Origin of the sequence: Thalassotalea agarivorans (assembly GCF_030295955.1) — a bacterium.
In the GTDB taxonomy this organism is placed as follows: Bacteria; Pseudomonadota; Gammaproteobacteria; order Enterobacterales; family Alteromonadaceae; genus Thalassotalea_D; species Thalassotalea_D agarivorans.
The window spans coordinates 1,539,384-1,563,129 of the sequence record NZ_AP027363.1 but is presented as its reverse complement, the minus strand read 5'-3'; the positions used below and the strand labels follow the sequence as shown (position 1 = coordinate 1,563,129).

The following is a 23,746-nucleotide window of genomic DNA, read 5'->3' as shown; positions in this document are numbered from 1 at the left end:
TCATTCCTTATCCGCATTGTCTAAATTGATAGGCGTAAAAGCGTCTGGCAGAAGCGACTCTACCGTCCATGTTACCGACTCACCTTTGTGATTGTGCGCAGTTACAATCGCTTCAGGCTTAAAAAACTCTGCGATAACTTGCCGGCACGCACCGCAAGGTGGCGTTAAGTCATTTTGCGCGGTGTAAATAGCAATGGTTTCAAGGTCTCTAAAACCTGCAACAATAGCACTGGCTATTGCATTGCGCTCTGCACAAACCGTTAATCCGTAACTTGCATTCTCTACATTACACCCTTGAAATACCGTTCCATCGGATGTTTTTACTGCAGCACCAACAGTAAACTTGCTATATCGAGCGTACGCATTAGAACATGCTTGTGCTGCAAAATGTGCCAATTCTTTTGACATAATCTACCTGTGCAATGTGATGATTTAACTATCAGTATAACAATAATTTAACAAAAAAAAGCCACGCTAAATGCGTGGCTTTTTATTTCTCTATTTAGGGCTTAAAAGTCGTACTTAATACCAACTCTCATTTCCCACAATGATGTATCACGTTCAACTGTTAACTCTTGGTTACCGTCATTAAACGATTCAAATACATATTGTCCTTGGTCATTAATACTTGCACCAACCATTCTATTACCAACAAACGCTCCTTTCGTTAACACGCCCCACTCATCATTTAGCATATTACCGATATTCTTGATGGTTAGATAAACATTCGATTTATGCCCATCCATAAAGCCCGGAAGCTCCTGATTAAGTTTTAAATCGAATGTTGTCCACCAATCTGAATAATGGTCGTTACGTTTTTGAATGCCACCGCGAGCCAATCCTTCTTCGGCGATAAATGCATTGAACGCAGCTTGGTCAAAGCCTGGGTCGTAAACTACGTTAGGGTCATTTTCAGTCGGCACGTATAACAATTGACGTGAGCCGTTCCAGTTACTATCACCGAATGCTCTGTCAGAACGAGAAAATGTATATGAATAAGGTCTACCTGCGCTAGACTGACCAAATAAACTAACCGTAGTATCAAGGTTCGAAATTAAATTCACAGAGTATGAAAGAACCATGGTTAAACGGTGTGGCACTTCATAATCAGAAGTTGCAATACTAGGTGCTGATGGGTCTATAGTTGCAAAGTTCGAATAGTTCGATCCTGCTACTGAACTTGTCATAGGGTTAGCATCTTCAGACGTAGTGTAAGAGTAACCAAATGTCGCGTTAAGACCAAAATCCCATTCTTTGTTCATACCAAATGAAACGATAGTAGATTTGCCATCTTTATCACTATTGGTTAACACGAAGTCACCCGTGCGACCTAGTGGTGATTCAAATAATGGACGCCCATCTGGCGCGGTATCACCTGAGTACTGGATACCAGCATCTCTGATCATTGCCGAGTCGACACGTCTATTCATTAAAATATCCGCTGTGAAGCTATAACCGTCATCGGTAATGTATGTTGCACCAATTGAGTACTTCCATTCAGAAGGAACTTCAAAATTTGGATCCACAGCGTTTACTGAACCGTCACCACCCGCTTCAGGAATAGACGCTATTTCATCATACATGGCTTGTGGGATGCCAAAAATTGGCGTACCAGGATCTGTCCATTGGTTTGCAAACAAGTCAACTTTACCATCAGGTGTTTGAACTAAGTTAACGTTAAATTCACGCAAACCTATTTGCACCAATCCATCGTTTGAATAAGAGTTTGATAACCATACGTTTGGATTACCACCAGAGTAAAGACCAAAACCAGCTCTCACGTTTAGATTATCGTTTACAGCCCAATTAAAACCTACACGCGGTTGTAGCAACGAGACACCGTCAAAGGTTGAATTGTTCGCAAAGCCATAACGGTCAAAAAAGTTTTGGTTATATCTTGGTTGATCTGAGCTCGTGTACATGTCGTAGCGCACACCAAACATCAAGGTTGCATCAATATCTGTAAAAGTATATTCATCCTGGATGAAGAATGTATGAACGTCGTATGTAAACTCTTGGCTAGCATCTTCAGGAATATTAGTACCAGCAGAATTGTTATAATAAATACGATCTGCGTGTCCATTTTCAAAATCTTCAATTGAGTCAAATCTGAATTCACCTTGCGTATGTTGCATAAACAAGTTGAATGCTGTTAGTGATTCATACTCATAACCAAATGTAAGAGTGTGATCTTCTAAGTAATAGTTACCTGAAAATTTGAACGTTTTGTTGTCCCAATACAGTTTATTACTTTGGCGAGAATCATCTGGACCCAAGTATATAGTTGAACCACCTTGATCAATTTGAACTTCACCGAAACCACTGGCTGCGTCTAGTGATATCTGGCGATTATCAAGTTTCATCTTGCCGATACTGATTGATGTAGAGAAGTTATCCGTCCAATCAGAATATAAGGCCGCTACCATAGATGTGAGTTTAGCGCCTCGCTCATAAAAATGGCTATCAAGTGACAGCTCATCGCCATCAGCATCTGATTGTGATAGCTCAAAACCATCATTGTAGTTATATACAAAATCAACACGATGGCTATCGTTGATATTCCAGTCTAACTTAACAAGAAACTTTTCATCTTCAACAGGCATACTTCCAGGCATTCCACCAGCATCATAACCATAAACATCCTGGCTTGCTGTCAGCACTCGGTCTAGATCCGCTTGCGAAACATCGTTACCAAAAGGGCCATAACTAAAGATTTGTACACCTTCTAGTTTTTCATATGAAACAAAGCCAAATACCTTGTCTTTAAGAATTGGGAAACCCACATTAAAGCCATAGCGCTTTTCACTAAATGAACCGAGATCTATATCTTCACCGTTGACAGAGTCACCTTTCATTGAGTCATTTGTATAGTCGTAGAAGAAACCACCATGGACTTCATTTGTACCTGACTTAGATACTGCATTGATATTACACGCTGTAAAACTCCCGTAATTTACATCGTAAGGCGCAAGTTCTACTGAAACCTGTTCAATTGAATCAAAAGAAAAAGGTACACGTACCGTCGGGTAACCGTTGCTGTTCAAGCCAAAGTTATCATTCATACGTGCGCCGTCTAACGTTAAACTGTTAAACCTTGGGTTACCACCACCACAATGGATAGCGTCAGAACGACTTTCATCAATATAAATACGCGGATCGACGCGAACAATATCTTTTATATCTCGGTTTATTGCAGGCAGTGTCTCAAGCTCTTCTCTCCCAAAATGAGCAGAAGGACTCGAACCGCTTGCAAATGTGCTTAACGCTGTACCTGTCACCTGAATGGTTTCAATATCTTCAGAGGATTCTAAAGAAACATTTAATGAATATGTTTCGCCTAAAGTTAAGTAAACATCATTAACGTCTTTGTCCTCAAACGTATCAGAATCTAATTCTACGCGATAAGGGCCACCTACCCTTAAACCTTTAGCGGTAAAAATACCCGATTCGTTTACAGTAGCAGTTTTTGATGTTCCAGAAGGTACATGGGTGATAATAACCGTAGTCCCAGCGGCAGGATTGCCATTTGGCCCCTGAACTTGACCTTTAATAGCTGATGTTGTCGTATTCGCCATTGCGACACTAGACATACCTAGTGCAAAAACAACAGCGGTTGCAACACGTGAAAAAGCTTGTGATTTCATGTTTTGATCCCTTAAAAGAGTATTGTGAGCATGAGCTATTTTTTAATTTAGCTTTACTTTATTTTTATACTTCGAATTTTATTACATCAGAGATTAGTTTCATTTTCATTACATAAATTAGAAGAAGATGTTAAAGACTAGCTTTATTTCGATTTAACAATGCAGTTACAGTTATACTATTAACCATTAAAAACAATAACTTAAACACAATAATGTATACTATTTAACCAAATCAGACTTCTTTATAATTTTATTTTTTATAAATCTTATTTTTAATAACTATAAACAATAAAACCTGACCATATGGTCAAGAACACACACATAAACACCGTAAACAATTGTTTTTATTCAATATTTTATAAAACACAAAACAAAGCCAACAGGTTAATATTTTTCATTTATTAACCTATTGACCTAGCAAAAAATCACAAAACAGTGAAAAACAGCATGGTTGCCGGCTGTAGCGTACTGAATAGGTTGTTTCTTCCGGTAAAGCACCCTTATTTTAATAAAAAATTAATCAAACAAGGGTGACAGCTTCAATTATTACTGGTAAAACACAGCAAAACCTAAGTGAAACTTTCAGACCTAATGTCAGAACAGAAAAAATCTAACAAACAAGATCAACTACGCGCAAAAAATAAGTTAATTATTTTAGACGCTGCCAGGACTGAATTTGTTTTAAACGGATACAAAGGCGCCAGCGTACAACAAATATCTCAGCGAAGTGGTCTACCTAAAGCCAACGTGCTTTATTATTACAAAAACAAAGAGGCGCTTTATCATGCAGTATTAGAGAGCACCCTAGAGATGTGGGATGAAGGCATTGGTGACATTCTTTATGAAGACGGCCCTGCCATTGCAATAGAGAAATTTATTGCCTCTAAGGTACGCATGTCTTTCACAGCGCCAGAAGCCTCAAAGATATATGCGCTGGAAATTATCCAAGGAGCGCAGCACCTTAAAGAGTTTGCTCGCTCATATTTGAGACAATGGGTGCGAGAAAAAGCCAGTATTTTTCAGCGCTGGATTGATGAAGGCCAAATGGATGACATCGACCCAACTCAGCTCATTTTTTTGATTTGGTCTTCAACCCAACATTATGCTGACTTTGAAACCCAGATCTTAACAGTACTAAACCAAGCTGAATTTGAAGAGAAAGACGAGAAAGCGGTAACAAGATTTTTAACAAATATGGTTTTAAAAGGCTGCGGAATAGCTCAACATGAACATTAAACACATCATTATTTCTACAATACTAGCGAGCAGTTTAGTTGCAACGACAAACGCAGCAGATACCATAAGATTTGCAACGTTTAATGCAAGCCTAGAAGCGCTTAATTACACAGACAGAAATCAAAGCCAGTTGATTTTGCAGCAATCGTTAAACAACGCCTTATCATCACCTGCCCAGCAAGTAAAAAATATTGTTAAAATCATTTCAATTAAGCAGCCGGATGTCATTTTGATCAACGAGTTTGACAATGGCGTTTTTGGTAAAAAAAACCAAGTGTTGTTCAGCGAGCTACTTAAGGCAAATGGCTTAAACTATCCGTATTTTTTTCAAGGGCCAGTCAATACTGGCGTATTGATAGACAACGGCGATAAAACGGCGAAGCCACCTGCAAATACGCAAGGCTTTGGTTATTTTCCTGGTCATTTCGGTATGTTGTTATTGTCTAAATATCCTATTGATACCGAACACATTCGAACCTTTCAGCTGTTTAAATGGAAAGACATGCCAAATGCATTAATGCCAATGAATGAGGATGGTACGCCTTGGTATGCAGACGCCACCTGGAATAAACTTCGCCTGTCATCGAAATCTCATTGGGATATCCCCATCAAAATTGATGACGAAAAGGTACACGTGTTAGCAAGCCACCCTACACCGCCAGTTTTTGATGGAAAAGAAGATCGTAATGGTAAGCGTAACCATGATGAAATTCGTTTTTGGCATGACTACATCGACACTAATCGTTCAACCTATATTTATGATGACAAAAGTCAGTTTGGCGGATTAAAACCCAATAGCCGCTTTGTCATCATGGGCGACTTAAACAGTTCCCCAGCAGAAGGTGATTCAAGGCAAGATGCCATTAGAAACCTGCTCAACGATACAAAAGTAAATGACACTGAACCTAAAAGCTTAGGCGCAGTGCAGAATGCACCTCAAAACCCTTATGCTAAAACGCATACAGCAAGTTGGAAAATGCGTGTGGACTATGTTTTACCCAGCAGTTTTGGCTTAAAAGTAGTTTCTTCTGGCGTATTTTGGCCTCAAAAAGGTGAAAAATATGACGCGCTGATCAAAAATAGAAAAACGTCCTCCGATCATAAATTGGTTTGGGTAGACATCAATATCACAAAATAAAAGGTTAATATGACTTCTCTTTTAAAACGTGTGCGCATTTCACTCTTAGGCGCGTTGATAGTATTTCCTGCTTTCTCAGCAGAAAAACCGCAAAATATCATCATGGTTGTGGCTGACGGCATGGGACCTAATTATGTAGCAGCTTACCGATACTATATGGACAACCCAAATACGCCTATGGTTGAAACAACGGTGTTTGATAAATACCTAGTTGGCAGTAACTCCACCTACCCTCATAAGGTGTCTGGATATGTCACTGACTCTGCTGCAAGCGCTACAGCACTTGCTACAGGGGTAAAAACATATAATGGCGCTATTGGCGTCGATATTAACAAAAAACCACTTGAATCAGTATTGGTTGCCGCCAAGAAACAAGGTAAAAAAACGGGTATCGTGGTAACGTCGCAGATTAATCATGCGACACCAGCATCATACATGGCGCACAATGAACACAGGCGCAACTACAATGCGATTGCCGATCAATACATTGACAATGGTATTAATGCAGATGTCATGCTTGGTGGTGGCTGGGCTTATTTCATTCGCGATGACAGAAATTTAGTTGCAGAGTTTAAAGCAAAGGGCTTTCAATATATAGATGCATACGAGCAACTCGATAGCACAAACAAAACAAAGCCACTGCTAGGATTGTTTGCAGATAAAGGCTTGCCGTTCGCTATCGATGATAATAACCCGACCCGATTAGCAAAACTCACAGGAACAGCGCTTAAACATTTAAAAAATGATAAAGGCTACTTTTTACTGGTTGAAGCAAGCCAAGTAGACTGGGCTGGACATGGCAATGATATCGCTGCGGCAATGGCGGAAATGCATGACTTAGCCAAGACAATAGAGCTGCTCGAAGGTTATGTAAAACAGCATCCAAACACCTTGGTAGTGCTAACCGCTGATCATGAAACCGGTGGTATGTCGCTAGCAAGAGATGGTGACTATGCATGGAACCCTGATCAAGTAAAACAAGTCACTGCGTCTGCGGATAAAATAGCCGATGCATTTTTAAGCCAGCGACTATCAACTGACGACATTACCGCTTTATTCGGCTCAGAGTTAACGCGTGACGAAATAAAACTAATCAACAGAGCGCAAACTATGTTGTCGCCTACATTGAAAGGACAAAAACGCACAAGAGAGCTGTCAAAAACAATCAAATCGATTATCGATTTACGTTCAAATACTGGATGGACGTCGTCTGGCCATACGGCTGCAGACGTACCTGTATACGCGTTTGGCCACTCTGCAACGCAATTTGCTGGTGCTAAAGACAATACCGACATGGCAAAGATTTTGTTTCAACTAATTAGAGAGTAAAGCGGCATGAATTTTAAGCCTTTTTGCGGTGTCATTTGCGCGCTAGCACTACTCGGATGTTCAGAAAAAACGCAATCTGTGGCATTGAAACCTGACAGTGATGCACTCGAAAGCCAAGTCTTATCAATGAAAGATAGAGCGCAGTTTATAGATGACATGACAGCGCAGCGAGTTCAAACATTACTCCCGTCTTTAATGAAGAAAACCGGCATAGATGCATGGCTTTTGATCAGCCGAGAATACAATGAAGACCCAATTTTAAAGACATTTCTACCAGCAACATGGTTATCTGCACGAAGAACGACCATATTTTTATTCGTTTTAGAGGATTCTGGCCAATTACAAGCCTATGCTGTCGCCCCATACAATGTGGGTAGTGTTTTTACCAAGGCTTGGGATAAGTCGACTCAAGACGACCAATGGCAAGCATTAGTATCTTTATTAAAGCAGCATAACCCCGAAAAAATTGGCATCAACCAATCGCAAATATGGGCGCATGCAGATGGTTTAGTTGTTACAGATTTTGAACAGCTTAAACAGGCTTTACCTAAGGATATGGAAAATAAACTTGTATCTTCAGAGCCTTTGGCAATTGCTTGGCTTGAGCAACGAATTAAGCCCGAAGTAGAACAATACAAGGATATCGTAGCCCTCGCCCATGCCATTATCGCTGAAGGTTTTTCAAACAAAGTTGTTACACCGGGCGTAACAACAACCGATGATATTGCTTGGTGGTACCGAGAGCGAGTTCGTGAATTGAAACTTCAAGCGTGGTTTCATCCAAGTGTATCAATTCAGCGCGCAGACAATCAGGCATTTGATCATGAAACGACGTTTACCAATAAAGACACAGACAACGTTGTAAGACCCGGTGATTTACTCCATGTTGATTTCGGTATTACCTATTTGCGACTTAATACAGATACACAACAACACGCCTATGTGCTTAAACAGGGAGAAACGTCAGCACCTGACTACTTAAACGAAGCATTAAGCAAAGCAAACCAACTACAAGATATCTTTACTGATCTTTTTGCTGAAGGTGTAACCGGCAATGAAATTCTGGCGAAAGCAAGATCCGAAGCAATCGCTCAAGGGTTAAAGCCTACGATATACACCCATCCTATTGGTTTTCATGGCCACGGCGCAGGCACAACGCTAGGCATGTGGGATGCCCAGCAAGGTGTCCCAGGCGATGGTGATTACCCATTACACTTGAATACAGCCTATTCAATTGAACTGAACAATGCGGTGTATTTAAAAGAATGGGGTAAAGAAATTCGAATTATGTTGGAAGAGGATGCATTTTTTGATGAATCTGGCGTGTGGTATCTAAACGGCCGACAAACCTCATTTCATTTGATTAAAAGCAACTAAAAAAGGCGGATAAAATCCGCCTTTTTTTTCGTTCGCACCGTTAAAGTGCTGCATTTAATCGGTCAAAGCCCGCACTTAAGTCTGCGATTAGATCGTCCACATTTTCTAATCCTACATGCAAACGAATAAGCGCATGTTCATAAGGCCAAGTAGTCACTGTTCGCATCGATTGCACGCTATTAACAGCTAAGATAAGGCTTTCAAATCCACCCCAGGAATAGCCCATTTTAAAATGAGACATACCATCGAGCATGGCAGTAATACCTGCCTGATTACCTTTGCTCAATACAAATGAGAATAAGCCATTAGAACCGGTAAAGTCGCGTGTAAACATCTCATGCCCTGGGCAAGAACTAAACGCTGGATGCAATATTGTTTCTACTTCTTCTCTGGATTCCAACCAACGAGCAATCTTTAGAGCACTTTCTTGATGCTGCTGCAAACGCACGCCCAAGGTTCTGATACCGCGCATCGCAAGGTATAAATCATCTGGCGAGGCACACATACCAAGGGTATAGCTTTTCTCTCTCAATACCGGCCAGTGCTTTTCGTTTGCTGTTGCCGTTCCAAGCATGACATCGGAATGACCCACAATATACTTGGTTGCCGCTTGTACGGAAACATCAACTCCATAATCAAAAGGCTTAAAGTTAACGCCTGCGCCCCACGTATTATCGAGCATCACCACACAATTATGTTTGTGTGCAACCTCTGCAATAGCAGGAACGTCTTGCACTTCCATGGTTAAAGAACCTGGAGATTCAAGAAATACGATTTTGGTATTCTCTTGTATTAACGCCTCTATTCCTGCACCAATTAAAGGGTCGTAATAGGTGACATCAATATTAAAGCCCTTTAATACATTTTGACAAAATGCACGCGTTGGCTCGTAAGCGTTATCTACCATCAATACATGGTCACCACTTTTTAAAAACGCCAGCATGGCGGTGGTTATAGCAGCAGTGCCACTTGGATAGACATAACAACCTGCACCGCCTTCTATTTCAGCCATTGCGTCACAGAAAGCAAAGTTTGTTGTGGTGCCGCGGCGTCCATAATACAACACTTGTTTAGACTTATTCGCGACGGCATGTTTCATCTGTTCGACCGAGTCAAACACTACCGTTGAAGCACGTTCAACGGGTGGGTTCACTAGACCACGCGTCCACTGTGGCTTGCGCCCTGCACTTACGTACACCGTTTCTTTTTTGCTCATATTCATTCAATTTATTAACTAGTTGTCCTTGTTATACAAGGAATTAGTAGAGAAACAAACCTCTACAGTGAGGTTTTTTATATTTTAACTAAATAACTTAAGCTGATTATCGGTGATTTCATCGAACGACTTTCCGATAAACGGCAAGATGCCATCAGCAACAGCTTTTAACTGCCGTTCAATGTACAAGGTATAATCGATAGGTGCATTGCGATATTTTAGGGTTTGTGGCCCATTTACGGTTAACACGTATTCTATCCAGCCACGGTTTTGATACTGCAGGGACTTCCCTTCTTTTTCATTGATCGCATCAGCCCAACGTGCGGCTTTGACATGTGGTGGCACGTTTTTAACATAATGAGACAGTTTGCGGCGTAAACGCTTGCGATAAACCAACTTGTCATCAAGTTCGCCTGCCATTGTTTTTTCTACAGTTTCTAAAACAAACTGATCTACTGCTTGCTGATGAAAAACGCGGTGATAAAGCTCATATTGAAAATCTTTGGCTAGCTGTGTCCAATCGGTACGAACATTTTCAAGCCCTTTAAATACCAGTTCTTCTTTCCCCTTTCGTGTAACTAGCCCTGCATAACGCTTTTTGGTGCCAATGTCAGTGCCGCGTACAGTAGGCATTAAAAACGTTGTGAAATGTGTTTCGAATTCAATTTCCAAAGCGCTGTCTATGGCAAATCGTTGTTTAAGATCACCTCGCCACTGCTCATTGATGTAGCCTTGCAACGTTAAACCTATGTCTTTGGCTTGTTTGCTATCTGCCTCATCGCCGATATGAACAAAAATAGAGTCGGTATCACCATAAATAACTGTATAGCCTTTGTCCTGTATCCACTGCTTGGTGGTTTTTAGTATCTCGTGACCCCGTTTTGTTATAGCGCCAGATAGTCGAGGATCAAAAAAGCGACAACCGTTAGAACCTAGCACGCCATAAAAAGAATTCATGATGATTTTTATTGCTTGTGACAATGCGCCATCGTTTTGTTTTTTAGCAATATCTCGTTCAGCCCAAAGCGACTGAATAATAGCGGGTAAGAAATGCTTGTCTCGTGAAAACATGGCACCATCAAACGCTTCAATCGCTGAATCAGGTGATAATGCCCCCTCTACCATGCCCATTGGATCGATATTAAAGGTTCGAATAATACTTGGGTACAAGCTTTTAAAATCTAGCACTAGCACGTTTTTATAGAGCCCTGGGATAGAATCCATCACATAGCCACCTGGCGAGACTAAATCACTATGTCCATCACCCAAATTAGGTGCTATGTAGCCAGCTCTATGCAATTTCGGTAGATACAAATTTGTAAAGGCTGCGACTGATCCACCGATACGATCTATTGCTAATCCAGTTAACTGAGCACGCAGTAAAGAGAATGACAGTAACTGGGTTTTTTCAAAGATAAGCCAAACTAGCCTGCAATCTTCTAGGTTGTATTCAGCTAATGCGATTTTGTTATGATGAAAATTATCAATAATTTCTTGTAATCGATTGTCGGCATCTTCAACCTTCTTTCCAATGCCCAAAAGCGTGTTTGACACATTTTCTAATGAAAAGCTGGGGAAACTGTAGGTTGCTGTTTTTAAACCATCGATGCCATCTAAAACAACGCGACCGGCAATATCAAAAAATTTTTGTTCACTGTTGGCGTTTTTTCGCCAACGCCCAACGCTACCGTCTCTGTTGATGCTAAAAGGAATATCATTAAAGTCATATCGCTTCTGCAATACTTGCATATCAAAACCCACGACATTCCAGCCTATCAGTATGTCTGGATCTTCGTCGCTAAGATAATCAATAAAGGCAGATAACAAGGCTTTCTCGTTATCGCACCATTCTATAAATGCAGGCGCTTTTTGATGTTCAGGTAAATCGCCATTACCAATCATATAGACGCATTGAAAGGAATCACTATAAAGACCAATCGAATAGAGTTGCCCAGATACGTCACATTCAATATCAACTGACACCATATTGATATCGGGCAACGTGAAATCCTTATCGGCTGGTTTACATTTTGCGTGTTCAACTTTGGTATAACCATTGAGCTGTTTGAGTTCTCCTACAAAGGAAACCTGAGAGGTAATAAACCGCTCCATTAAAAAGCGTTCTTCACAGCGGATATCATCTTCATAGCATTTGATACCCTGCGCCTTTAAGACATCGCGAGCGCTATAAAAATCCCGTAAGTACTTAAAGTAAACGCCATGAACTGGGGTTTGATTAAAGGTTTTTAACGCCAGCCCACTTGCCCGATAATTGATGACGTTTTGTGATGATAAGGCCTTTTTTACTTGCGCAAGTTGGTGCGATTCTATGAAAAATATAGCCTCTTGTTCAGGTACGCAAACGTGATACACCTGGTCGTGACTTTTGACCCAATAAGACAACTCTATGCCTTGGCGTGTATCTCTTGCATGTTTTGTTAAAATAACACCTGAAATAGGCAAATAACTCATGTAATTGCGCATAATAACTGATAATATATACAGCAGTTTAAATGATTTAATCTGCAAATAAAACGGCAAGGCATGCTTAGCGATAAAATAAAAACAGTTATACGCGGTGCTTACAAAGCTATCGGCGACAATCTAGATAATTTTCATCCGCGTAAACAACAAGGTTTTCTTATTGCTGAAATCGCAAAAACACTCGCCGGCGAATACGATAAAACGCGCAAAATAATCACAATTGAAGCCGGTACAGGAACAGGTAAATCGTTAGCGTACTGTCTTGGTGCTATCCCACTTGCCTTATCCCGTGAAAAAAAGGTCTGTATTTCAACCGCTACAGTTGCTCTACAAGAACAGTTAGTAGACAAAGACCTACCCTTTTTAAAGCAATATTCGGGCTTAGATTTCAACTTTTCTTTAGTTAAAGGCAGGCAACGCTACGTCTGTGCGCAAAAATTGGCGGCGACCCAATCTGATGAGCCTCAAGCTGGCTTTACCTTTGCTGAAAAGCCACAAGAAAGCGACTTAGCCATGCTAAAAGCGATGCATTCTGCGCTTAAAGAAGGCTCGTGGCAAGGCGATATAGACAGCTGGAAAGATACAGTGCCTCGCAACCTATGGCAGTCCATTCAAAGCGACAAGCATAGCTGTTTACGTCATTTAGCGGAACACACTCATTGTCCGTTTCACAAAGCACGTGATGCTATGGACGAAGCTGATGTACTGGTGATAAACCATAGTTTGTTATTAGCTGATTTAGAGCTCGGTGGCGGCAAAATTCTTCCTGCGCCAGAAGACTGCTTTTACATAATTGATGAAGGCCATCACCTGCCTAAAGTCACGCGAGATCACTCAAGCGGGAATGTATCGGTAAAGGGCTCTATAGACTGGCTAAGCAAAGTCGCCCCATGCGGTGACAAGATTGCGAAACTAATAAAAAGCCAATCAGCAGTATCGCCATCGGTTAACTTAGCAGATCTTTGCCAGGAGTTATTGGCTGATATGCAGAAGCTGTTAACCTTTATTGAGAATAACAAACAATCCTATTTTCCCAATGCACATAAAGGCGATGAGCTCACTTATCGATTCGAACACGGCTTAGTGCCTAAAACAATTAAAAACTATGCGACTGATTTAGCAGAGGTCTCCAAGAAAGCAATAAACCACATAAACAAGCTCTATAACTTATTAATGGAGCATGTAAAAGAAGGTGAAGTGCAACTATACCTAGCAGAACCCTTATTGTCTGAAAGTGGTTTCTATGCGCAGCGGTTAGAAAGCTTTCAACACTTGTGGCACATGTACGCAAAAACAGACAGTGAAAAAGGCGCTCCGCTTGCTCGCTGGTTATCAGTAGTAGAAGGAAAGCGACAAGATTATTTAGTTTCTGCTTCACCTATCGAAGTAGGTTTTATGTTGGAAGACAATTTGTGGTCACAATGTGAAGGCGCTGTAATCTGCTCTGCCACATTGCGAGCCTTAAACTCATTTGATCATTTTAGACGAGAAGCGGGGCTAAGCACTAATGACGGCAGCCAGTATCAAGCAGTTAACTCCCCTTTCGACTATACAAACAATGCGCGCTTAACGGTACCTGAGATGCGCAATGAGCCATCCAGTGATGCCTTCACCGATGAGTTGATAGAGAAACTACCTAGCTTACTCAAACAAGATAAAGCGACCCTTGTACTGTTTTCTTCCTATTGGCAGATGGAACAAGTCGCCTTTGCATTAAAACACGATTTCAATATGTTGGTGCAAGGAAAACTGTCTCGTCAGGCGATACTAGAAAAACACAAAGCGCTTTGTGACAAGGATAAATCCAGTATTGTGTTTGGCACACAGAGCTTTTCTGAAGGGCTAGATTTACCCGGTAAGTACTTAACGCATTTGATCATAACCAAGTTACCTTTTGCCGTTCCTACCTCTCCCGTGGAAGAAGCCCATGCAGAATATGTCACGGCGAAAGGTGGTAATCCATTTATGTCTATTACTGTACCTGAAACTTCTAAAAAACTTGTGCAAGCGACAGGTCGCTTACTTAGAAATGAAACCGATACTGGGGTAATTACCTTGATGGATAAGCGTGTTAAAACAAAACGCTATGGCAAAGATTTGATTAACTCTTTGCCACCATATCAGCGTGATTTTCGCTAGATAGCCCTCTTCGTTTGGCCAATATATACAAGTGTAATAGCGCTAGAAGCGGTAGCAGCAGTACAAGGCTATCCCAGTTAAACACAGGTATTGCACTCAATATTGTTACGCCAATAATAGCGGTAACCGCTGCGCTTAACAGAAACTTTAGCGTGCGCAATTGAACTAGCGAACGATAGCTAAAGATAGCTTTTAGTAAAGCAAACACACCTGCAATACCTAACAGGCCAAAGATAAGTAAACATAATTGTCCTATCGCGGCGACGTTCCCTGAAAAGGCATGGGTTAATGTACTAGGTGAGTAATATAGACCTAAAAGCAGTAAGGCTACCAAGGGTAAGAAAAATAGCACTATTTCAACACTAATAAGCGCGAGTTGTAAGCGAGATAGCGATTTAATAATGTACTCCTTTGCTTTTAACAGCAGCTATTCTTATTCTTTGCGGCTATATTTTGCGTCCAGTATATATTTAGTTAAAAGCACCACATAAACCACACCGAAAATAAACAAGGCAAGCGGCCAAAACCAACTCAACGCCGTATCAATCAACAATGTTTTATTGCTATGTTGATCACTCTTAAATACTTGGCCTGGATTTTCAATATAAGCCCACACAGTAATAACTGCTGTAATGAGGAACGAACCTATTACAGCGGCATATAAACTTTGTTTGAACGGTTTAAACAACACAATATTACTCCAGTACCGAATAAATCTTACCTTCAAAAACGGTTGATACAACAGCGATATCTTTCAGTTGCGCTAATGGCACTTGATAAGGGTCTTTTTCTAGAATGGTAAAATTAGCGATCTTACCGGCTTTTAGACTACCAAGTTGGTCTTCCATCCGCCAAGAATAGGCAGCTTCAATAGTTATTGCCTTGAGCGCCGCTTCCCGAGATAGCGCCAACTCTGGTCGAATAACATTGCCTGAATTAGTCATTCTTGTTGCAGCAGACCAAGCTAAATAAAGCGGATCGGATGGTGCCATGGGCAAGTCAGAATGTAGTGTGGTTGAAATGCCGGCCTTTTCCACTTGTGCTAATCGAACCATGGCATGTGCTCTTTCTTCACCTAAGCCTACTTCACCAAAACGCTCAGAAAATCCGGTCACATAATATGGATTAGCCGAGACCAGCAACCCTAGCTGTTTGATTTCAGCCACTTGTTGCTCGGTGGAGTTAGCAAAATGCACAATAATACTGCGATGGTCTTTGCGAGGATATTCATCCATACGTTTACTAAAGATATCCAACACCTTTTCTAGGCCAAGGTCGCCATTTACGTGAACATGTATTTGATAGCCTTCTTTCCAAAACACTTCGGTAATATCTTCAATGTCCCCTGGAGCCTGTATCCACTCTCCTTCATGACCATCCAAATAGCCTTCTTTCATCATCATTAATTGGGAGATTATGGCTCCATCGGCCAAAATTTTAATCTGCTTATCTAAAAATCGAATTTTTCCGCTACTAGGGAATATTTGTTTTGATGCTTCTACCGCCTCTAAAAGACCGTCCTTGCCAAATTTTACATAAGGCGTTTTTGTTTCCGGCACAAAATAGCTATACATTGGCGTATCTTTGTCGCCAAGGATATCCAAATAGAGTTTATCACTGCCCGGCGCGATAAATGCGCCTGGTTCCATGTACGCAGTGACACCTTTGCGTTGCAACATGGTTACCATCTGCTTAAGTCCCGCTTCCATGCGCTCAGGGCTAGCAAGCTCAGGAAATATAATAGGTAACAAATAAACAAGCGCGCCACCTTCATAAAAGTGTCCTTTATCAAGGTCGGATTGCTCAATGACTTGTTTGCCTAGTTTATTTATATCGTCTTGATTAAGGTTAAAGTGCTTGATTGCCGCCGTGTTGAAATAAAACTCGTGACAACTCCTGTGCCAAACGGCTATCGGACGAGTCATGCTAATGTTATCTAGCATTTCCCTATTAAGTTCTCCGTGGAAAAAATTGTTATAGCCCCAACTCCACATGATTTCATTTGGGTCTTCCATTGCCGCTTCTGCTGCAACAAGTTTGTTCATGTAGTCTTTCCCGTCGACAGCAGCTGGCCAAGTTTTTCCTGGGATTTCCCATGTTTCAGGAGCAATAACGACCATTCGTAATGTTAACGCCCCTAAAAATGGGTGCATATGCTGCTCAATAAATCCTGGCATCAAGGTATTGCCTTGTAAGTCAATCTGCTCAGCATTAGGATAATTTTGCATCGCCGCCGCTTTGTCGCCAACAAACAAAATGTCAGCCCCTTCATAAACAACCACTTCCGCCGTGGGTGAACCCTCCTCCATGGTATAAATCGTACCGCCATGCATGAGTTTTACGTTGGAAGGCGTGTGAGTATCTGATTGCTGCTCAGTGCAAGCAGCAGTAACAAAGATAAGTACAAACAAAATAGAAAAGCGACGCATTGAGTTTCCTTTTTTATGCATTAATTTGATTACTTTGTAAGCAAAGCAAACTTTATCTTTGTTCGCAACTAAAAAAGCCGGCATAAGCCGGCTGAAAATAGCATTGATTGAAAAGATTAGATTATAAGTCAGTGCCCTCCTCTAATTTGGCCGTTTGTGATTGGTTAGGAAGCAGCTTAATCACTACACGACGGTCATAAAAACTGATCTCATTCTCTTGGCTAGCGACAACAGGACGCTGTTCACCGAAAGCCGAGGTAGTAATGCGATCTTCATTGATGCCCAAAGATGTTAATGCTTGTTTTACCGCATCAACGCGTTGCCATGACAGCACTTCATTAGCGGCTTCATCACCTTGCAAATCGGTAAAACCGCTTAAATCAATTTTCATAGAATCAGCACGTGTCAAAATATTGGCTAAAGCAGATAGTTGCTCGTGATAATGCGGCTTTATTTGGCTTGAACCCGTGCTGAATTGTAGGCTAAGCAGCAAGTTTTCAGCTTGTAGCTGCTCTACTTCTTGGTATTGTTGGCTTAACAGTAGTAATTCTTGTTGGTAATTCTGCTCTGCTTTATTAAGTTTGTTGTTAAGCGCAATCATTTCAATGTGATGTTGCTCTGTCTCTTCAACAAGTTGCTGACTGACAAGCTCAGCTTCTTCATTGGTGTTGTAATGCACTGCGATAAGCGAGCCAGCTATACCGCCAATTACTGCACCGACAGGTCCGCCGATAACCGCACCAACAACCGCACCACCGCCAAAGCCAATCGACGAGTTAATGTTTTCTTCTTTTTTCAGTGATTCACTTTTAACCAATTGTCCATTGTCTACCACGAAATTTTGTTGGTCTGCATAAACAGTAGTAGTAAATACAGACAATGTTGCTAGAAGCGTTAATGTATTAAGAGTTTTCATTTGTTTTACCTTCAATGTTATTGATTTCAATACTATTAAGCACAATAAAAAAGGCATTAGTTCGTGCCGATTAAGGCAATGCAGCTATAAAAAATGACAAATTATGGCAATTTGAATTATTTCCTTTAATAAAGGTCAAAAAACGATATATTTAGAGCAAATATGTTGTCACTGTAACGATTATGAGTAAACGAATAGCTATTGTTGAAGATGAAGCCGCTATTAGAGAAAATTATGCCGCCTTGTTGCGGCAACAGGGCTACCAGGTGCAAACCTATGCCAATAGAGACAGTGCTTGTGCCGCCTTTAGTTTACAGCTACCCCATCTAGTTATTTTAGATATTGGATTGCAAGATGATTACGATGGCGGTTTTAAATTATGCCAATGGCTACGCAATCAGTCGCAGCATGTCGCTATCATCTTTTTAACGGCAAGAGACAATGATTTTGATACTGTTAGTGGTTTGCGCATGGGCGCAGATGATTATTTAACAAAAGATATCAGTATGCCGCATTTAACAGCGCGTATTGCTGCCATATTTCGACGCCATGAGTTACTAAACAAACCTGCCGAAACTGATCATATTGTACAAATTGGTGACCTGACTATTGATGCTCAGCGCATGACCGTGCATTGGCAAGATACCACCGTTGATATCACCATTACCGAATTTTGGATGATTCATTCGCTTGCTAAAGTGCCAGGTCATGTAAAAAGCCGACAGCAACTTATGGATGACGCCAAGATATTTGTAGATGACAGTACTATTACTTCTCACGTAAAGCGCATTCGTAAAAAATTTTTAAAGTTGGATGACAACTTTGATTGCATAGAATCCATTTATGGTATGGGTTACCGATGGCACGATACTGCTGGTAATGAGCTGCAGAAGGACCAGTAATGTCATTTAAGTTAGGTTTACGAAGTAAATTACTGCTGCTTTCAACGCTACTATTTTCCATTCCCTGGTTAGGTTACAAGTATGTATGGGAAATGGAGAAATACCTAAGGTTTGGTCAAGAAAAAACCTTAGTAGCTACCGCTAGAGCGTTGGCAACAAGCTTACACGAAAGACCTAATTTATTTAACAATCAAGCAAGTTTCCTACCAAGCGTAGAAAAAGGTAAAGACCTATACGGTTATCAAATCACGCAGGCTATCAACTTAGATGGACTAGCCATAGATTGGCCTCATTTTAATGACAAGTCCCACTATTATGGGGTGGACAATCAAATTTCTGCGCCAGTATCTCAACAAGCATTAAGTCTGCATTTTAATGCGGCGGTAGGTAAATATGGCCAGTATCTCTATCTCTTTTTTAATGTTATTGATGACAAAACGATCTATCGCGCAGCAAACAGCCGAGCAATCACGAAAAATGATCACCTTGCCCTTTCTTTTATACAGCCGGATGGAACCTTTATTAAAAGTATCATTAGCAATAAGGCTCCTGGGTGGATAGATGCATTTGTTGTATCAGAAGATAGTCCATGGCCTGAGCCCGCAAATTATATTCAAGGACACTGGTTGGAAACACCTCAAGGCTATAATGTTGAACTTCGCATTCCCTTAGACCGCATTGGCGACAATATCGCCTTTGCATGGCATGACGTCGATCAGCCCTATGGCGATATAAAGGCAAGCGTAGGCAGCGCCGATCCGGCTGCGCCAAACACTTTAGGCACAATTTTGGTGCCCTCTCCAGAAATAGAACGCATTGTAAAAGGCCTAAGTTACAGCAATAGCGCCATCTGGGTGGTAGACAAGCATCATCGCGTATTGGCATCTAGTGGCAATATAAAAGAAGCGCCTGGTGTATGGGGAAACAACCGAATTGCAGAGAAAGACAGTGCCTGGCAACGATTTGTAAAAACGTGGTTGCACCCACTTTACTATAAAGTGCTGACTAAGCCGTCAGGAGACTTTATTGACCAACTTTATGATGCGCAAAACCTTCATGGTGAACATGTTGACAGTGCATTATCTGGCAACGCGCAATCACAATGGCGATTAACCAATGATAATAAAGCGGTGATTTTGTCTGCTGCCTATCCCATCTACCTTGACAATAAGGTTAACGGCGCTGTCGTTGTTGAAGAAACCACCAACGGTATAAGGACTGTTAGAAATCAGGCCTTAGAGAAATTGTTTACAGCTATGTTATTGATCATGCTTGTTGGCATGTTTGTCTTTTTCATTTTTGCATCGCGAATTTCTGCGCGAATACGCTCATTAAACAAACAAGCGAAAAACGCGATAGATGAACATGGCAAAATCAAACACCAAATAACGCCAAGCAAAGCGTCTGATGAAATTGGCGATCTTTCACGTGAGTTTTCAGAGTTGGTGCAAAACTTATCGCAATACAACCACTATCTAGAAAACATGAGTGCTCGGCTTTCGCATGAATTAAAAACACCTATCGCGGTAGTAAAAACGTCGCTGGATAACCTTGCTATTCAGCCTCTACCTGAAGACAGTAAAACCTACATGGTGCGCGCTCAAGAAGGGGTTAAGCGGCTTGATAAAATCTTTAACAATATGAGCGAAGCAACTAGGCTTGAAAAGCTATTACAGCGCAGCGATAAACAAAACTTTATTTTAAATGACGTTATTGCCAGCTGTGGGCAAGCATACAAGCAAATTTATCCAGATATCACTTTCAATACACAATTAAGCGACCAGCCGATCGTGCTTAATGGTAGTGCCGACCACATAGCTCAGCTGCTAGACAAAATTATTACCAACGCGGTGGAATTTAGCGAAGACAAACAAATTGACATAACGCTAAATGTAAACAAGCAACACTTTGAGTTACTTATTGCCAACAAAGGTCCGTTGTTACCTGAAGAAATGCAGTCTCGGATTTTTGATTCCATGGTATCAATGCGAAAATCAAGAGACGAAACTACACCACATTTAGGACTGGGCCTATACATTGCAAAGCTTATCGCTGATTTTCACCAATGCAAAATCGAAGCGATAAACGATAATGAAAAACAACAAGTTGTGATGAAGTTATTTAACTAACGCTAGCAATTTCTTGCTCGGTTAATGCTCGCCACTCACCTGGCTCTAGATCGATATCAAGTACGATCTCACCTATTTGTTCGCGATGCAAAGCATTAACGTGATTACCCAATGCTGCAAACATACGTTTCACTTGATGATATTTACCCTCAATAATGGTCAACAGCACCTCGCTGTCGCTTATTCTTTCTAACGTAGCAGGTTTGGTAAGCTGATTTTCACCGCGCAATTGAATACCTCGCTTAAATGATTCTTCAGCATCAGCAACGAGTGGCTCATCTAGCCATACACGATAGCGTTTAGGACATAACTTTTTTGGTGAAATAATGTTGTGCATCCAAACTCCATCGTCTGTCAACAACACTAAACCCGTGGTATCTGCATCGAGACGACCGGCGATATTTAAATCGAATGCTTTGTCTATATCCAAGAAATTAAGAATCGATGGGTACAATTCATCTTTATTTGAACAAATCGTATCCAATGGTTTGTACATCATAATATAACGTGTATCACGCACAGACAGGTTGAAGCCCTCTATGGCAACCCTATCCGTTTCAGCCACTTTAACAGTCGGCACTTTCTCTACAGCACCATTAAGTGTAACTTTACCGCTTTTTAGCAGCTTTTTTGCTTCATTTCTTGAAAGTTCGGTACTTTTACAAATGTATTTATCGAGTCGCATGAGGTATTCCTGAAAATAGTTATCGTATTATCCTTGATTTGCGATCACATTAAAAGTAACGGATGTATGTTATTACAGACTCCATGTTAAAAATATTTGACACACTAAAAATTATGGTTACACTTACAAATGTCAAATATTTTTAACACGGAGTCTAACATGTCATACAAAGAAAAAACTATTTGGGGATCATGCCTAATAGCAATTTATATTTTATATACCTTTCTATCAGGGCTTTATGTCAACATTACAAACCAAACGCTGAACGAAGACGTATTGTCAGGACTGTTTGTAAAAGTGGTATTGATGTCAGTTTTCTTAGAGATACTTGTTGGCATTATTTTGGCGATAGTAAATGCCAAGGAAGCTGATCAAGGCAGTGATGAACGAGACAATTTGTTTTCACTAAAAGCGATAAGGGTTGGTTATGGCGTGCTTATAGGTGCAGTATATATTGCCATATTTATTACATGGAAAGGTCATCAAATGACTGACAACGCCATTATGTTACCAGGCGTAGACAGTATCTACAGTGTGTTAAATATCTTAGTTTGTGGGTTTTTGGTCGCAGAAATATGCAAATATGCCACACAATTGTTCTATTATCGTAGAGGTTTTTAATATGACCAAATCGATTAAAAATACGATAAGAACGCTGCGCTTCAATGCGCAAGAGATGACGCAACAACAGTTAGCCGAAACCATAGGTGTTTCAAGACAAACGGTTGTCGCCATTGAAAAAGGAAAATATTCCCCTTCACTTGAAGTGGCGTTTAAGATTGCAGATACATTTGGTGTTGCCATCTCGGATGTATTTCAATACGAATAATTACGAATGCGGATTTAACCTTTGTTAAAGAGAAAGCTATGAAACTACTATCAATAATAAAACGCAGTGGGCTAACAGCGCTGCCCCTGGCAATATTATTCACTACGCCAGATACGCTAGCAGATAACAATGATCAACTAGTAAAACAGCTGTGTACAGCGTGTCATAGCACTCGCAACATGGAACGCAGTTCTGGTTACAGCAAAGCCCATTGGCAGTCGTTGATTAGCTATATGGTCGATTTATCTGATAATAAATCACTTGTTGATGAGCTAACCAATCAGCTTAGCCAAACCTATCCAATCAATGAAAAGCGCATTTCTAAGGTGGTAAATGGCGACTACCAATTACAATTTAAATATTGGCAAGTACCAACTTTAGGCCAACGTGCAAGAGATCCTGTGCAAGGTAAAGATGGTGTAATTTGGTGGGTTGGCCAATGGGGTAACATTTTAGGCAGACTCGATCCAAACACGGGTGAAATGAAAGAGTATATGTTGCCAAAAGGCACTTACCCGCATAGTGTGTCGCTAGATGCAAATTTAACGCCTTGGTTCCTTGGTAATAAAAACGGTACGGTTGGATATCTAGATCTAGAAACAGAATCATTTAAGGTATTTAACATGCCTGATGAACGCGCAAAAGACCCACATACTGGCGTGTTTGATAAGCAAGGTATTTTTTGGTTTACACTGCAACATAGCAATATGATTGGAAGACTAGATCCAACAAATGGTGACATCAAACTTGTCACTTTACCCACTCCCCGCTCCCGCCCATATGGTATAAAACTAGATTCTCAAGGTACGCCATGGGTCTCTTGCAATGGTAGTAATTGCTTGATTGAGGTAAACAAGCAAACCATGGCGCTGAACGAGATCAAACTCCCCGGCCAAAAGACGCACGCTCGCCGACTTGCAATAACGCCTGACGACATGGTGTTTTATGTGAATTCTGGTCTAGGCAAATTGGGCCGATACAATCCAAAAACGAAAGAAATTACCGAATGGGACAATCCTAGTGGCGCAGACAGCCATCCATACGCCATCGAATATGCTGACGGCGCTATATGGTTCAATGAATCAGCTAAACGTCCAGAAACACTCATTCGTTTTGATTTAGCGAGCGAAACAATGCAAAGCTGGCAACTCCCAAGTAAAGAAGGCGTTTATACCGGTTTGATTCGCCACATGCGCATGGGTAACAAAGGACTCATCATTCACCAAACCGCGACAAATCAACTCGCCGAAGTGACTTGGCAGAAGAAATAAATTAAAAAAGCCAGAAGCGTTA

At 41.0% G+C, this 23,746-nt stretch carries 19 protein-coding genes; 10 read left to right on the top strand and 9 right to left on the bottom strand.

What is annotated here, in order from left to right; all coding sequences use genetic code 11:
- Positions 1 to 408, bottom strand: a complete 408-nt coding sequence (gene cdd / locus QUD85_RS07215; RefSeq protein ID WP_093328884.1) for a cytidine deaminase — start codon at positions 406 to 408, stop codon at positions 1 to 3.
- Positions 409 to 509: 101 nt separating this feature from the next.
- The gene (locus QUD85_RS07210) at positions 510 to 3,644 is read right to left on the bottom strand and encodes a TonB-dependent receptor (RefSeq protein WP_093328886.1); all 3,135 of its coding nucleotides are present in this window, start codon (positions 3,642 to 3,644) and stop codon (positions 510 to 512) included.
- Between the two features lie 591 nt (positions 3,645 to 4,235).
- Here QUD85_RS07210 and QUD85_RS07205 point away from each other — a divergent pair.
- From QUD85_RS07205 to QUD85_RS07190, 4 genes are read left to right on the top strand one after another with little or no spacing between them, the layout of a single operon-like run.
- The gene (locus QUD85_RS07205; RefSeq protein ID WP_093329101.1) at positions 4,236 to 4,880 is read left to right on the top strand and encodes a TetR/AcrR family transcriptional regulator; all 645 of its coding nucleotides are present in this window, start codon (positions 4,236 to 4,238) and stop codon (positions 4,878 to 4,880) included.
- The gene (locus QUD85_RS07200) at positions 4,870 to 6,018 is read left to right on the top strand and encodes an endonuclease/exonuclease/phosphatase family protein (RefSeq protein ID WP_093328887.1); all 1,149 of its coding nucleotides are present in this window, start codon (positions 4,870 to 4,872) and stop codon (positions 6,016 to 6,018) included. The genes QUD85_RS07205 and QUD85_RS07200 overlap by 11 nt, the downstream gene beginning before the upstream one ends.
- Positions 6,019 to 6,027: 9 nt before the next feature.
- Positions 6,028 to 7,347: an alkaline phosphatase gene (locus QUD85_RS07195; protein ID WP_093328889.1), complete on the top strand. Its 1,320-nt coding sequence runs from the start codon at positions 6,028 to 6,030 to the stop codon at positions 7,345 to 7,347.
- Between the two features lie 6 nt (positions 7,348 to 7,353).
- Positions 7,354 to 8,724, top strand: a complete 1,371-nt coding sequence (locus QUD85_RS07190; protein ID WP_093328891.1) for a M24 family metallopeptidase — start codon at positions 7,354 to 7,356, stop codon at positions 8,722 to 8,724.
- A gap of 40 nt (positions 8,725 to 8,764) precedes the next feature.
- Here QUD85_RS07190 and QUD85_RS07185 read toward each other — a convergent pair whose 3' ends face one another.
- Complete coding sequence (locus QUD85_RS07185; RefSeq protein ID WP_093328892.1) at positions 8,765 to 9,940, bottom strand: cystathionine beta-lyase; 1,176 nt, start codon at positions 9,938 to 9,940, stop codon at positions 8,765 to 8,767.
- An 84-nt stretch (positions 9,941 to 10,024) separates the two neighbouring features.
- Entirely contained in the window at positions 10,025 to 12,412 is a 2,388-nt protein-coding gene (locus QUD85_RS07180) for a DNA polymerase II (RefSeq protein WP_093328894.1), read from the bottom strand.
- A 72-nt stretch (positions 12,413 to 12,484) separates the two neighbouring features.
- On the opposite strand from QUD85_RS07180, the gene dinG reads away from it, so the two are divergent.
- A complete protein-coding gene (gene dinG, locus QUD85_RS07175) occupies positions 12,485 to 14,563 on the top strand; it encodes an ATP-dependent DNA helicase DinG (protein ID WP_093328896.1) in 2,079 nt (692 codons plus the stop codon).
- Here dinG and QUD85_RS07170 read toward each other — a convergent pair.
- The 4 genes from QUD85_RS07170 to pdsO form a co-directional block, all read right to left on the bottom strand.
- Complete coding sequence (locus QUD85_RS07170; protein ID WP_093328897.1) at positions 14,526 to 14,915, bottom strand: hypothetical protein; 390 nt, start codon at positions 14,913 to 14,915, stop codon at positions 14,526 to 14,528. The two genes, dinG and QUD85_RS07170, sit on opposite strands and share 38 nt — an antisense overlap.
- A gap of 81 nt (positions 14,916 to 14,996) precedes the next feature.
- Positions 14,997 to 15,254, bottom strand: coding sequence for a hypothetical protein (locus QUD85_RS07165; protein ID WP_093328899.1), 258 nt, complete (start codon positions 15,252 to 15,254; stop codon positions 14,997 to 14,999).
- A gap of 4 nt (positions 15,255 to 15,258) precedes the next feature.
- Positions 15,259 to 16,992 carry an amidohydrolase gene (locus QUD85_RS07160; protein ID WP_093329103.1) on the bottom strand — a complete coding sequence of 578 codons (1,734 nt, stop codon included), beginning with the start codon at positions 16,990 to 16,992 and terminating at the stop codon, positions 15,259 to 15,261.
- A gap of 121 nt (positions 16,993 to 17,113) precedes the next feature.
- Complete coding sequence (gene pdsO / locus QUD85_RS07155) at positions 17,114 to 17,908, bottom strand: sortase-associated OmpA-like protein PdsO (RefSeq protein ID WP_177168871.1); 795 nt, start codon at positions 17,906 to 17,908, stop codon at positions 17,114 to 17,116.
- Positions 17,909 to 18,090: 182 nt separating this feature from the next.
- Between pdsO and pdsR the strand changes: the two genes are divergently transcribed.
- Positions 18,091 to 18,810 (top strand): proteobacterial dedicated sortase system response regulator, encoded by a 720-nt coding sequence (gene pdsR / locus QUD85_RS07150; protein WP_093328902.1) that lies wholly within the window; start codon positions 18,091 to 18,093, stop codon positions 18,808 to 18,810.
- Positions 18,810 to 20,939: a proteobacterial dedicated sortase system histidine kinase gene (gene pdsS, locus QUD85_RS07145; RefSeq protein WP_093328903.1), complete on the top strand. Its 2,130-nt coding sequence runs from the start codon at positions 18,810 to 18,812 to the stop codon at positions 20,937 to 20,939. The genes pdsR and pdsS overlap by 1 nt, the downstream gene beginning before the upstream one ends.
- On the opposite strand, the gene QUD85_RS07140 is transcribed toward pdsS, so the two are convergent.
- A complete protein-coding gene (locus QUD85_RS07140; RefSeq protein ID WP_093328905.1) occupies positions 20,932 to 21,624 on the bottom strand; it encodes a pseudouridine synthase in 693 nt (230 codons plus the stop codon). The genes pdsS and QUD85_RS07140 overlap by 8 nt on opposite strands.
- Before the next feature lie 159 nt (positions 21,625 to 21,783).
- Here QUD85_RS07140 and QUD85_RS07135 point away from each other — a divergent pair, with 159 nt between their 5' ends.
- The 3 genes from QUD85_RS07135 to QUD85_RS07125 are packed head-to-tail and all read left to right on the top strand — an operon-like array spanning position 21,784 to position 23,724.
- Positions 21,784 to 22,245: a hypothetical protein gene (locus QUD85_RS07135; RefSeq protein ID WP_093328906.1), complete on the top strand. Its 462-nt coding sequence runs from the start codon at positions 21,784 to 21,786 to the stop codon at positions 22,243 to 22,245.
- 1 nt (position 22,246) lies between these two features.
- Positions 22,247 to 22,453: a helix-turn-helix transcriptional regulator gene (locus QUD85_RS07130; RefSeq protein WP_093328908.1), complete on the top strand. Its 207-nt coding sequence runs from the start codon at positions 22,247 to 22,249 to the stop codon at positions 22,451 to 22,453.
- 38 nt (positions 22,454 to 22,491) lie between these two features.
- Positions 22,492 to 23,724, top strand: a complete 1,233-nt coding sequence (locus tag QUD85_RS07125) for a Vgb family protein (protein WP_093328909.1) — start codon at positions 22,492 to 22,494, stop codon at positions 23,722 to 23,724.
- Positions 23,725 to 23,746 lie beyond the last annotated feature (22 nt).